Here is a 12,098-nt window from a genome sequence, read left to right on the forward strand (position 1 = left end):
CCAGGAGAACATGATTAACATTAGGGAACAACTATCATGAGGAAACAACAGGAGAGTGGTTTAATAAAAATCTGGGCAATGCTGTTAAGTGTTGGCATGGTGTTGAGTCCTCAGTTGGCTTGGGGGCAAGGGTTACAGGATTTGTTTCGCCAAGCAGAGGAAGCGCGGAAGGCAGGGAATTTTCAAGCGGCTGAGGAGATTTGGCGACAAGTTATTGAGCAAGATCCGAATAATGCCCCCGCTTATTTGGGGTTGGGCAATCGGTTGCGAGATCAGAATAAACTGGAAGAGGCGATCGCCGCTTATGAGAAGGCGATCGAGGTCGATCCCAATTATGCCTTTGCCTATGTGGGGTTAGGGAATGCTCTGCGCTCGGATAATCAGTTGGAAGCAGCTAAAACTCAATATCAACAAGCCATTGAACTCAATCCCAATTTGCCAGGGGTGTATTGGAATTTGGGCAATGTGTTGTCGGAATTGGGGGATTTAGAGGAGGCGATCGCCCAATTTCGGATTGCCCTGAAGCTTAAACCCGATTCTGTGCCGGTTTACAATGATTTGGGCGATGTGCTGCTCAACTTGGGCAATGTAGAAGAGGCGATCGCCACTTATAATGAGGCGATCGACCTCGGATCGCGGTATGTTTCCAGTTATGTAGGCTTAGGGAATGCCCTGCAAGAAAATAATCAACTCGATCAGGCGATCGAAGCCTATAAAAGCGCCATCCAGTTAGATGCTTTTGATGCCTCCGCCTATTTTGCCTTGGGTGATATTTATTATCAACAGGAAGATTGGCAGCAAGCGGTGGAGGTTTACCAAGCGGGGGTTAGACTCCAAGAAGATGACCGGGTGTATACCGCTTTGGGCTATGCTTGGCAACAGTTAGGGAAGGTGGAAGAGGCGATCGCCGCCTACGAAAATGCCATTAATCAAAATCCCAATGGGGTGCTGGCCCACTACAATCTGCTCGAATCCCAACGCTTATTGGCTCTACAACAAGCCTCTAATCCTTCTAATGCCTCAAATGATGAAAATGTCTCCAACACCGTCGAGAATGAAGAGCCTGCTAATACCTCCGATAATCCTTCCGAGGATCAAAATCAGGTCTCAGAGGACTCTGAAACCCTCTCTCCTTTAGCTCCCATTGCCCGCATTATCACCCCTATTCCCAATGGGGTGAACATTGGAACCGGTTGGGTAGTCGAACGGGAGGAGGATCGAGTTTTAGTCGTCACCAGTCGGGAGGCGATCGCCTATGCCTCCTCCTTAGAAAACGACCAGATTCAGGTCGAATTTTTCCAACCCTCAGAAGGCGAGGTTTTACCCCGCTATAGCGCCCAACTGATGCACATTACACCAGACGAAGCTGCCACCAATTTAGTCGTTTTACAAGTCACCGGAATTCCCGAAACCATTGAACCGTTAGAAATAAATACGGAATTAGGCAATGAAGACGTAGAATTAATTGGCCATCCCTTTAATACTGACCCTTGGCAAACCGTGAGCGGCAACTTAGATACAGAAGCTCAAGATACGGATCAACCCATTGAGATTGAAGCCAACTTAACCCAAGGATATGCAGGCAGCCCCATTTTCAATCAAGACCAGCAAGTTGTTGCCATATTAGGTCATGTGGGAGAGGGTAGCACAGAAACCGAGGCTCCCTTTACTCCAGCCATAACAGAAACAGGAGTCATTTATCCCATGGAATTAATTCAAGAACAACTCGAAGCCTGGGGCGTTTGGGAAAATGAGTAATTTCAATGAACAATGAACAATTAACAATTAACAATTAACAATTAACAATAGCGAACAAGATCGGTTTTTGCTATACAGCACTTTGCGCTGTTCTGAGGTACGATAATCCCAATTTTGCTTGAAAGTGCATTCCTATAAAAAGCCTGGAAAATAGGCATTATAGCGTGAAAAATTGTTTTCCTATTACCTATTACCCATTACCGCACGAAGCGCTATAATGATTTCAGCCCACAGCAATATAATGCAACAGCACAAGCGTTATGGAAACCTTAACCGATCGCTTTCTTCTATCGGATCTCCACGATCGCGACTATTACCTGTGGTTGGAAACGACATCACAGTTGTTGCGGAATCGCAAACTGGAGCGCATTGATGTGGAGCATCTCGCAGAAGAACTCGAAGATATGGGGAAAAGTGAGAAACGGGCGATCGAGAGTAACCTGGAAATCCTGCTGATGCACTTACTCAAATATCAATATCAACCGGAAAAACAGAGGAATAGCTGGCGCTACACCATTTACGAACATCGCAAACGACTCAAGAAAGCCTTCAAAGATAGCCCCAGTTTACGCGGATATTTTGAGCAAGTTTTTGACTCCTGTTACACAGAAGCGCGAACGATGGCAGCTCTAGAAACCGGAATGAACAGGGATGAGTTTCCAGAGCTGTGTCCCTTTGCGATCGGAGCAGAAGTCCCTCTCCCGTGGGAGAGGGATTAGGGAGAGGGCATTTCCTGTTGCACAACTCATTTAGACTAGCTATAGATTTGATTAATAGTCATCGGTTACTGGTGGATGTTCACCTAATTCAACCCACATTTCTCGCTTCGCGGACTAATGCTGGGCGATTCATCTGTAATGTAGCGATCGCCGCTCTACCGATTTCAGTTAAACCTATCATTTCTGTCCCATCTGGACTCCAGGTAATATCAAGTCCGGTTTCCGCAAGCGGACATGAAAATTTGTTAAGAAGCGGGCAAGATGCCCGCACTCCTCGAATTCTTTGATATGACTGGAGTGGGAGCATCTTGCTCCCTGGATTTTTAATTAGGGTATTTCCGCTTCGCGGACATGAATAGTTGGTTTCAACCCGAACCAAGTGGAAGCAGTGGTAAGAGGACAGTCGGTTTCAATCCCTAATAGGGATTTATGTTGGTTTCAACTTAAGAATAACATATAAATCCTCACGAATCAACTAAGTTTCAATCCCTAATAGGGATTTATGTTGGTTTCAACTGCTGGCTCCTGAGACCCTTGCCATATTTAGTTTTCAAGGTACATTTCCGACGCACACCCCTAATCATAGATCACTCACCGTAAAAAAGCAAGTCCAAATCGCTGAAACCCTTACCCCGTATAGTCCGACGCTACCTTTAAAATTAAAATCGCTGTAAGCCACACTGGGCAACCATACAGCCATTTTCGATTGAAGGGCAATTTCCACACCCCCTCAGCGTCGGATTTTAGCCAAAAAAGATAGAGCCGTTTTTGCTGCTGGGGGGTCTTATTGCTGAGCAGGACTATGGGTTTCAAAGTCACTAGCCGAGTGCCGCTCGTGCAATTGCTCTTCCTCTGGCCCCCAGGTGCGGTTAACCCTGCGTCCCCGTTGCACGGCTGGACGGGAGGCAATTTCCTCCGCCCACCGGAGCAGATGGGTATAGGACTGTACCTCTAGAAATTCTCCTGCATCATACAGCTTGCCTAATACCAGCGACCCATACCAGGGCCAGATAGCCATATCAGCAATGGTATAAGTTTCACCACAAATATAGGGCTTATCCGCTAACTGCCGGTTGAGGACATCGAGCTGGCGCTTGGTCTCCATCGTAAACCGGTCAATGCAGTATTTAATTTTAGTGGGGGCGTAACTATAAAAATGGCCAAACCCACCGCCAACATAGGGCGCTGAACCCACCTGCCAAAAGAGCCAAGATAAACATTCTGTGCGTTGAAGGGGTTCATTCGGTAGGAATGCCGCAAATTTTTCCGCCAGATAGAGCAGGATAGAGCCAGATTCAAAGATGGGAGTTTCGGGGGTAGTGCTGCGGTCAACCAGAGCGGGAATTTTAGAGTTGGGATTAAGGGCCACAAAGCCACTGCTAAACTGGTCACCCTCATTGATTTTGATCGGATAAGCATCATATTCTGCTCCAGTAATCCCCAGCACTAACAATTCTTCGAGGAGAATGGTTACTTTTTGACCATTGGGCGTGGCTAGGGAGTAGAGTTGGAGGGGATGATTGCCTACGGGTAATTCTTGCTCATGGGTCGGGCCGGCAATGGGACGATTGATTTTTGACCAGGTTCCTCCGTTGTCGGTGTCTGGTTGCCAGACTTGGGGAGGGGTGTAGGGTGAGGGAGTGTCCATGAATCAATTAACAATTAACAATTAACAATTAACAATTAACAATGAGACATTGTTGTAGGGGCGGGTTATACTCAAATATTGTAGACTGACAACTATTTTTGTATTCATGTCCGCTTGCGGAAACCCGCCCTCCCTATTTTGTTGGGTTTCACTTTGTTCAACCCAACCTACATTTAGGGGACATATCTACAATTTGCGTAAGTCCTAATCATAACTAATTTTCCGAATTTGATATGAATTAGGCGGCTGATTTTTCTTGCGGCCAAGTATGGCCGAGAGCGGTAAAGACTTGGCGCTGTTCAAAGAGGAGGACGAGATCGGGGTTGATTTTGCCGTTGTCGGCTTCTTCATGGAGAATTTTCATCACGATTTCGATGGGAAGGCGACGTTTATAGGGGCGATCTGCGGCCGTGAGCGCGTCATAAATGTCGGCAACGGTCATCATTTGGGTTTGCATGGGGATGTCTTGTTGATGGAGTCCTTGGGGATATCCACTGCCATCGAGTTTTTCATGGTGTCCGTAGGCGATCGCCGGAATATCTTGTAAACTCTTTGTCCAGGGTATGCGCTTGAGAAACTCGTAGGAATGGGTTACATGGGCCTCGATCGCCAGCCTCTCTTGGGCGGTTAAATTTCCTCGAAGCACCAGTAACTGGGTAATTTCGTTAGGTGTGAGCAAAGGTTTTTCTTGACCATCTATATCCCGATAGGTGAATTGGGCAATCTTTTGTAATTGCTTCTCAAAGGTCTGATAATGGGTTTTGAGTTCTTGGGTTTCAATGGCTAAGGGACGTTTGAGGTCTTCAATTAAGGCTAAGGACTCTTTGAGGTAGGCGATCGCCCGATCGAGTTCCTGGTCTAACTCAGTCAAGTGATTACAATGGGGACAATTTGCCCCTTGATTCTCCCCTGAATGGTGATGGCTGGGATGTTCGACTAAATACTTAAACTTGCTTTGATAACACTCCATTTCTAACGTCCGTTGAGCCAAGGCAAACCGATGGCGAATCACCTCTAACTGTTCTGGATAAAGCTTTTCCCGTTTGCCTAAAATGGTTTCTGGAACCAAGACTTTACCAAAATCATGCAACAAGGAAGCATAGCGAATTTCTTGCAGTTGCCGGTCATTAAACCAGATTAAATTTAGAGGCCCGGAGTGAATATCATTCACTTCTTGGGCCAGTCTCACGGTTAATTCGGCTACCCGTTCCGAATGGCCGGAAGTGGTCGGATCGCGGGCTTCAATTACCTGCACAGAGGCTTTCACAAACCCTTCAAACAGGGTTTCAATACTTTGTTGTAAATGATTCCGCTCAATGGAAATCGCGGCTTGGGAAGCGAGCGATCGCACGATGCGCTCTTGAAACTGGCTAAACGGTCGGGTAATCTCCAGAGCATTATCAGCCGTAATTTTCAGATCGGGTTGACATTTGCAATTAATGAGCTGTAAAACTCCAATGACGGTTCCCTCATGATTTTGCATCGGTAGCACCAAAACCGAACAAGTGCGATAGGCAAAATCATGGTCAAAACTGCGATCGAGTTGGTAGGGAACAGAGGAGGGGAGTTGATACGCATCGACAATATTTAAGGTATCGCCAGTTAGGGCCACATAACCGGCTAAACTTTTCGGCGTTAACGGAATAGCGAATTCTTGAAACAAATGAGTCGAGATCGAATCATTTTGGGCTGTCTTAAAAATCAATTCTTGGGCATCATCTTTGCGGTTCACTAAATAGACACTACCCGCATCACTACAGGTAATTTCCCGACTTTTGGATAAAATCAGATCTAGGAGTTGTTGTAAATTCTGACTCCCCGATAGCGCTGTACCAATAGCGAGCAGTTCTTCCACTAAGTTGGCTCGTTTCGCTGCTTCATCTAAATCTTTTTGTGCAAGCAAACAGGCTAATTCGGGATGCTGTTCATCCATAATCCTAAGTCCTCATTGGATTGTATTGAACTGATGCACCCTAAATGAGCAGTGGATAGTGAATGAGGATTATACTCTCGTCCATCCATGGCTGTTTGAGTCAGGGGTAAGGTAAAACACCTAAATTAAGAAGACTATAGTCAATTTAAATAACAATGAGACATTCTGTAAGTCAATTTGTAAGGTGGGCACTGCCCACCCTACTCGTTGGTGTCTCACTGTTAATTGAATCAACTATATAGTTGTTTTTCAACTCTGGATTGAAATTCTTTTAAGCAAATTTTAATCCATTTCCCTCCCTGTTGTCGCCCATCCCCATTACCCATTACCCATTACCTATTACCTATTACCCTTCTGCTGCGCGAAGCGCTATATATTAATCATCGGCTTGGGGACAGGTTTTCGCGCTCCAGCTACACTGATAGACATAGGGTTTTTGCCAATCGAGGGGAAGTTCGAGTAAGTCACGGGAACCGGTGAACCCTTGGCCAAGAAACAGCAAGACGGCAACGCAGTTGAGGATAATGTGGGCCATGCGCCATTTATGGGAGCGATCGCGGTAAATATCTTGTACGATCGCTAAAGAGAAAATCATCAATAGGGCCGCAGCAATACCATAATAATAGTGAGAAATATACCATTCATAAGTCCGTCGGAAAACCCCTTCTTGGCTGCCAAGAACGACTATCCCCATGCCTGCCCCCGTAGCAAAGACACCTCGCCATAATTTCGAGCCGCGTTTACTGACGCGAAACAGGAAGACTAAGGAGGCAAGGGTGGCGGCAAATAACAGGGCGACTAAAACGCCTTCAACGGCACTAGAGCGAGGCTTATCAATAAAAAGGACATAAGCTAGGGCAACTAAACTGATGCCAACCACCGAACCCGTGAGCCATTGGCCAATTCTGACATGATCGGGGCCAACGATGGGGGGAATTTTACTTTTCTCCCCGGCTGCGGTTTGCAGTCGTCGTTGACGGGTTTGCCAGGCAAAGTAAACCACAATACCAATCAGGGGATAAACCAGGACTACGGCAAGGGTAGGATGGAGGAGAGCTAAAAAATCTTTTGTGTCCACCATAAGTGTTGAGTGACGTTAATGGATACTCTCTAGCCTATGCGAGATTGGGCGATCGTAGATTAATTCTTTCTGAGTGGTTCTTGAGAGTATCCTTTGGGGAATAAGGAATAAGGTCAATAAAAATGGACATCAACAAACTTCTCAATCAACTGGCAAACCAGGAACAAGCCTTACAAGAACAGGAATTTCTCGCGCCTTGTGTGGCGGGGGGACGGGTGAAAACGGCGATCGCCTCTATTGCGTATTCTTTTCAACCCCAACCGCCAAATTTTGAAGGCTGGGGAATTTTCCAACCCCTGGATACGCAAACAGCTCAATGGGTTGATGAGCCAACCCTTCCGCAAATTGGCGAGTATTTAAATCTACTCAAACCCTTAAGATTTTGGCTCAGTTATCGTCTCCAAGGACAAACTTGGTTAGCTTACCCAGTGAATGGGGATGAAGCCAAGAAGCGCTATGGCATTACTAAACCGACTCCTGTCCATTTAGTGACTGAAGGCGGAGCATTTGAAACCATTATCGCCCGTGGAGAGGGTGCAAGCTGGTGGTTTGAAGGTTTAGACCGACGCGCCGACCCACAAATTGTCGATACTCTGAAGCATCACTTAAAACAGTTGACTGATCCGGACAAACTCCAGTTTTCTGGCATGACTCCAGAAGCTAAAATTACTTATGAATTGGTTGCGGGACAACAGGAAGAATTTAGCGCCGAAAAACGCGATCGCCGTCGCTTAAATCAAGCGCTCCAACAAGGGGGAGGAGCGTTGCAAGACTTTGCCGATCAAGGGGACTATTGGCGCGTCGAATGGACAACAGTCGATGGAGAACACCATGTTTCTGCCATTAGTAAAGCCGATCTAACGGTAGTCAGTTCGGGAATTTGTTTAAGTGGCCGCGATCGCGACTTTGATCTACAATCCCTAGTTGGCGTAATTGAAGACCAGTAAATCAGGATCGAGTTTTGCTCTGTCGTTGTTTAAACCAGTGTTTGAGGGGAGTTTGGGGTAAAATTAGGGCGATCGCCACCAATAAAGCCGTCACCAAATTTAAATCTTGGGCCTGAAGACCAATAAAATCAGCATTCAAGGCAACAGCGACCGCCAAACGATACACTAAAGCCCCTAAAATCACGCCCAATGTGCCTTGAAATACGGTTTTTCCCGGAGTAAACGTTTCGCCGATAATCACGGCCGCTAGTCCCAAAACAATCGTTCCCACCCCCAAAGTCACATCGGCAAATCCATAAATCTGGGCAAACAGCGCTCCCCCAAAGGCGACCATGGCATTACTTAAAGCCATACCGATAATAATCATCATGCCCGTATTCACCCCTTGAGCGCGGGCCATGGTAGAGTTTGCCCCTGTTGCCCGTAGAGCCAAGCCCCATTCGGTCGCTAATAGGGCATCTAAGGAGACTTTAACCAAAATGACAATAATGACCAAAATCACCGGAATCATCACTTGACGGGGCACAGGGAGGCTATTGAAGGGACTAAAGAGAGTGAACTCCCCCAGCAGGGGCACATTGGGACGACCCATGATTCGCAAATTGAGGGAATAGAGGGCGATCATGGTGAGAATACTAGAGAGTAAATTGAGAATCTTGAATTGTACGGTTAACCAAGCGGTACACGCTCCTGAAAGGGCCCCAGCAGCGATCGCCACTCCTGTAGCGGCGATCGGATGAATTCCATTGACAATCAAAGTCGCTGCAACCGCTCCTCCGAGAGGAAAACTACCATCAACGGTTAAATCGGGAAAATCTAAAATACGGAATGAGAGATAAACGCCTAGGCCGACCAGACTATAGAGTAAACCCAGTTCAATGGCTCCTAAGAGGGCTGTAACAGTCATGTTTCGGTAGTAATCCTGGAAGTCGCTAACTATAGCATATCCTGGAGATGCAAACCCCCATTAACCGACCTACTCATTACTCAATCCCTCCCCCTTTGGCCTTAAACTAGATCATTGTGCCTATACGAGGAAACACAACCCGTGAGTCAAACGAATCTATCCAACCTAGACTTGTTAAACCAAACTGACCCTACCGTGACCGAATTGCTACAAAAAGAACTGGGACGGCAGAGGGAACACTTGGAACTCATTGCCAGTGAAAATTTCGCTTCACCTGCGGTTATGGCAGCCCAAGGATCGGTGTTGACCAATAAATATGCAGAAGGACTACCCCAAAAGCGCTATTACGGGGGCTGTGAATTTATTGACCAAATCGAACAATTAGCCATTGACCGGGCCAAGCAGCTCTTTGGTGCGGCCAATGTGAACGTTCAACCCCATTCTGGGGCCCAAGCCAATTTTGCCGTCTTCCTCGCCCTGCTAGAACCGGGCGATACCATTTTAGGCATGGATCTGTCCCATGGTGGCCATTTAACCCATGGATCGCCGGTGAATGTGTCGGGTAAATGGTTTAAGGTTGTTCAATATGGGGTGAATAAAGAAACAGAGCGCCTAGACTTTGACCAAATTCGGGAGATTGCCCTAGAACATAAACCCAAACTCATAATCTGTGGTTATTCTGCCTATCCAAGAATTATCGAATTTGAAAAATTCCGGGCGATCGCCGATGAGGTAGGAGCCTACTTGCTCGCAGACATTGCCCATATTGCCGGTTTAGTCGCTACCGGACACCATCCCAACCCCCTTCCCCACTGCCATGTGGTTACCACCACCACCCACAAAACCCTGCGCGGCCCCAGGGGTGGGTTAATCATGACCAATGATAATAAGCTGGGGAAAGCCTTCAATAAAGCCGTATTCCCAGGAACCCAAGGCGGCCCCCTAGAGCATGTAATTGCAGCTAAAGCAGTCGCCTTTGGAGAAGCCCTACAACCCGCGTTTAAGGACTATTCCGAGCAAGTGATCAAAAATGCGGCGGCTCTAGCCAAGCAACTGCAAAATCGGGGGCTGAAAATTGTTTCTGGAGGTACAGATAACCACTTGATGCTGGTGGATTTGCGCTCTGTCAACATGACCGGTAAACAAGCCGATCAATTGGTCAGTACGGTCAATATTACTGCCAATAAAAATACCGTTCCCTTCGATCCCGAATCGCCCTTTGTTACCAGTGGGATGCGCTTAGGCTCTCCTGCTATGACCACACGGGGAATGAGAGAATGGGAATTTACGGAAATTGGTAATATTATTAGCGACTTGCTCTTAAGTCCGGAGGATGAAGCAGTCCGCCAAGAGTGTAAAAGCCGGGTGGCGACTTTGTGCGATCGCTTCCCCCTCTATCCCCACTTAGAAATTCGCACCCCCGCCCTGGTTTAATTAGGAGGATAGGATAGGGAGGATGGGGGAGATGGGGAGGATGGGAAAATAGCCTTTTGCCTTTTGCCTTTTGCCTATTCCCTATTCCCCATTCCCTATTCCCCATTCCCCATTCCCCATTCCTTGACATCTGTAATCAATGATGTCTGAAATGTAGTAGAACCCTAGTAGACCTCCTAAATTAAACCCTTGACTCTGCTCTCGGTCTTATCCACAGAATTTCAGATGCCCTTACAGATGTATCATCTGATCGCCTTCGCTGTATCCACTTTAGTTGTCCTTGGAAGCACCCCCATCGTCAAACATATTGGCCTGAAAAGCGGGAAAGTGGATCAACCCAGTGGACGCAAAGTTCACTCCCGTCCCATGGTGCGCTTGGGAGGAGTTTCCATTTTTCTCGGTACGCTCACGGCTCTGTTAATTGTCTGGTGGGCGGGCGGCTTTGGGATTTTGCCCCCGGATAAAGAATACGAAGTATGGGGGGTAACCATTGGCGGTTTAGCCTTTTTCGCGATCGGTTTAGCTGACGATCTCTTTAGTCTGTCCCCCTTTTCTCGCTTGTTGATGCAGGTGGTGGTTGCCCTCGGTGCATGGCAGGTGGGGGTACAAATTAACTTTTTAAGTATTCCCTTCATGGGATTAGTGACTCTACCGGATTGGATCAGTATTCCCATTACTATCTTGTGGTTGGTGGGGATGGTGAACGCGATTAACTGGATTGATGGCTTAGATGGTTTAGCCGCCGGAGTCTGTGGGATTGCGGCAGTGGTGATGCTGATTGTGAGCTTGTTTATGGATCAATCCGCAGCCGCTTTGATTGCGGCGGCTTTGGCGGGTGGGGCGCTCGGCTTTCTGCGCTACAATTTCAATCCTGCCCAGATTTTTATGGGGGATGGGGGCGCTTATTTTATGGGCTTTACCCTGGCGGGTGTGGGGGTGATTGGATTGGTAAAAACGACGGCAGTAACTGCTGTATTGTTACCCTATCTGATCTTGGCTGTGCCCCTGTTGGATATGTCAGCCGTAATTCTCGATCGCCTCCTCAATGGGCGATCGCCATTTATCGCCGATAAACGCCACCTCCATCACCGTCTCCTCAACGCGGGTTTATCCCATCGGTTAACGGTTCTGTTTATCTATGCTCTGACGCTCTGGGTAGGCAGTCTCGCCCTCGCCTTTTCTGGGATTCCCAGTGGCTATGGCTATGCTGCGGGTGCGACGGCTCTGTTGATTTACACGATTTGGAAGGCCAAGCAACAAACGGCTAAATCCTAGTCCAGATCCAAAAATATTCCCACATATCCGGAAGGACTCTCCAACCCTCTGCATAAGATTGGCATAAGGGTTGAGGACTTCTGCTTATGTCTTGCAAAACTTGTTTAACTGATTGTTCCCAAAATCATTGTCCTTTTGTACAAGACCCAAAAAATCCCCGCCGCTACGTTTGCCTTAAATGCGGGTTAGAGCGCTCTTTAGATCGTCGCGAGCGATCGCACCCTAGCGATGGCGATCGCTCCTCAGCTCTCATTATTGCCTTTATGACAGTGATTGTCTTGCTGATCCTGATTTAAATCCAGTAGATTTCTGGTACATTAATTAAGCTAACTGCTCAGAATTGGGTAAAATGCACCCTTAGTCCGATCGAAATCAGGTTTGTAAGCAAGGCAGGGG

Annotated in this window: 10 protein-coding genes; 6 read left to right on the forward strand and 4 right to left on the reverse strand. The window is 47.2% G+C overall.

Features of this window, described 5'->3' with window-relative positions; translation table 11 throughout:
• The first annotated feature begins 36 nt into the window (after window positions 1–36).
• Both PMG25_RS10395 and PMG25_RS10400 read left to right on the forward strand, forming a co-directional pair.
• Complete coding sequence (locus PMG25_RS10395) at window positions 37–1,758, forward strand: serine protease (protein WP_283766831.1); 1,722 nt, start codon at window positions 37–39, stop codon at window positions 1,756–1,758.
• Between the two features lie 260 nt (window positions 1,759–2,018).
• Entirely contained in the window at window positions 2,019–2,477 is a 459-nt protein-coding gene (locus PMG25_RS10400; RefSeq protein WP_283766832.1) for a DUF29 domain-containing protein, read from the forward strand.
• A 784-nt stretch (window positions 2,478–3,261) separates the two neighbouring features.
• On the opposite strand, the gene yghU is transcribed toward PMG25_RS10400, so the two are convergent.
• The 3 genes from yghU to PMG25_RS10415 all read right to left on the reverse strand — a co-directional run bounded on the left by yghU (window position 3,262) and on the right by PMG25_RS10415 (window position 7,136).
• Complete coding sequence (gene yghU, locus PMG25_RS10405; protein WP_283766833.1) at window positions 3,262–4,125, reverse strand: glutathione-dependent disulfide-bond oxidoreductase; 864 nt, start codon at window positions 4,123–4,125, stop codon at window positions 3,262–3,264.
• Window positions 4,126–4,363: 238 nt separating this feature from the next.
• Entirely contained in the window at window positions 4,364–6,058 is a 1,695-nt protein-coding gene (locus PMG25_RS10410; RefSeq protein WP_283766834.1) for an HD family phosphohydrolase, read from the reverse strand.
• A 376-nt stretch (window positions 6,059–6,434) separates the two neighbouring features.
• Window positions 6,435–7,136: a DUF4079 domain-containing protein gene (locus PMG25_RS10415; protein ID WP_347178803.1), complete on the reverse strand. Its 702-nt coding sequence runs from the start codon at window positions 7,134–7,136 to the stop codon at window positions 6,435–6,437.
• Window positions 7,137–7,261: 125 nt separating this feature from the next.
• On the opposite strand from PMG25_RS10415, the gene PMG25_RS10420 reads away from it, so the two are divergent.
• Window positions 7,262–8,086, forward strand: coding sequence for a hypothetical protein (locus PMG25_RS10420; protein ID WP_283766836.1), 825 nt, complete (start codon window positions 7,262–7,264; stop codon window positions 8,084–8,086).
• 1 nt (window position 8,087) lies between these two features.
• Here the strand turns inward: PMG25_RS10420 and PMG25_RS10425 are convergent, their stop codons facing one another.
• Window positions 8,088–8,993, reverse strand: coding sequence for an ABC transporter permease (locus PMG25_RS10425; protein WP_283766837.1), 906 nt, complete (start codon window positions 8,991–8,993; stop codon window positions 8,088–8,090).
• Between the two features lie 141 nt (window positions 8,994–9,134).
• Between PMG25_RS10425 and glyA the strand changes: the two genes are divergently transcribed.
• The 3 genes from glyA to PMG25_RS10440 all read left to right on the forward strand — a co-directional run bounded on the left by glyA (window position 9,135) and on the right by PMG25_RS10440 (window position 11,998).
• Window positions 9,135–10,427 carry a serine hydroxymethyltransferase gene (gene glyA, locus PMG25_RS10430; protein ID WP_283766838.1) on the forward strand — a complete coding sequence of 431 codons (1,293 nt, stop codon included), beginning with the start codon at window positions 9,135–9,137 and terminating at the stop codon, window positions 10,425–10,427.
• A 225-nt stretch (window positions 10,428–10,652) separates the two neighbouring features.
• Window positions 10,653–11,702, forward strand: a complete 1,050-nt coding sequence (locus tag PMG25_RS10435) for a glycosyltransferase family 4 protein (RefSeq protein WP_347178804.1) — start codon at window positions 10,653–10,655, stop codon at window positions 11,700–11,702.
• An 86-nt stretch (window positions 11,703–11,788) separates the two neighbouring features.
• On the forward strand, window positions 11,789–11,998 hold the full coding sequence (locus PMG25_RS10440; RefSeq protein WP_283766839.1) for a hypothetical protein: 210 nt from the start codon (window positions 11,789–11,791) through the stop codon (window positions 11,996–11,998).
• Window positions 11,999–12,098 lie beyond the last annotated feature (100 nt).

This window comes from Roseofilum capinflatum BLCC-M114 (assembly GCF_030068505.1).
GTDB classification, from domain to species: Bacteria; Cyanobacteriota; Cyanobacteriia; order Cyanobacteriales; family Desertifilaceae; genus Roseofilum; species Roseofilum capinflatum.

What these genes read in the sequence shown, in the direction of transcription:
- PMG25_RS10395 (WP_283766831.1), top strand. Translation starts at nt 37, where the DNA reads ATGAGGAAACAACAGGAGAGTGGTTTAATAAAAATCTGGGCAATGCTG.
- PMG25_RS10425 (WP_283766837.1), bottom strand. Translation starts at nt 8,993, where the DNA reads ATGACTGTTACAGCCCTCTTAGGAGCCATTGAACTGGGTTTACTCTAT.
- PMG25_RS10420 (WP_283766836.1), top strand. Translation starts at nt 7,262, where the DNA reads ATGGACATCAACAAACTTCTCAATCAACTGGCAAACCAGGAACAAGCC.
- yghU (WP_283766833.1), bottom strand. Translation starts at nt 4,125, where the DNA reads ATGGACACTCCCTCACCCTACACCCCTCCCCAAGTCTGGCAACCAGAC.
- PMG25_RS10410 (WP_283766834.1), bottom strand. Translation starts at nt 6,058, where the DNA reads ATGGATGAACAGCATCCCGAATTAGCCTGTTTGCTTGCACAAAAAGAT.
- PMG25_RS10435 (WP_347178804.1), top strand. Translation starts at nt 10,653, where the DNA reads ATGCCCTTACAGATGTATCATCTGATCGCCTTCGCTGTATCCACTTTA.
- PMG25_RS10440 (WP_283766839.1), top strand. Translation starts at nt 11,789, where the DNA reads ATGTCTTGCAAAACTTGTTTAACTGATTGTTCCCAAAATCATTGTCCT.
- PMG25_RS10400 (WP_283766832.1), top strand. Translation starts at nt 2,019, where the DNA reads ATGGAAACCTTAACCGATCGCTTTCTTCTATCGGATCTCCACGATCGC.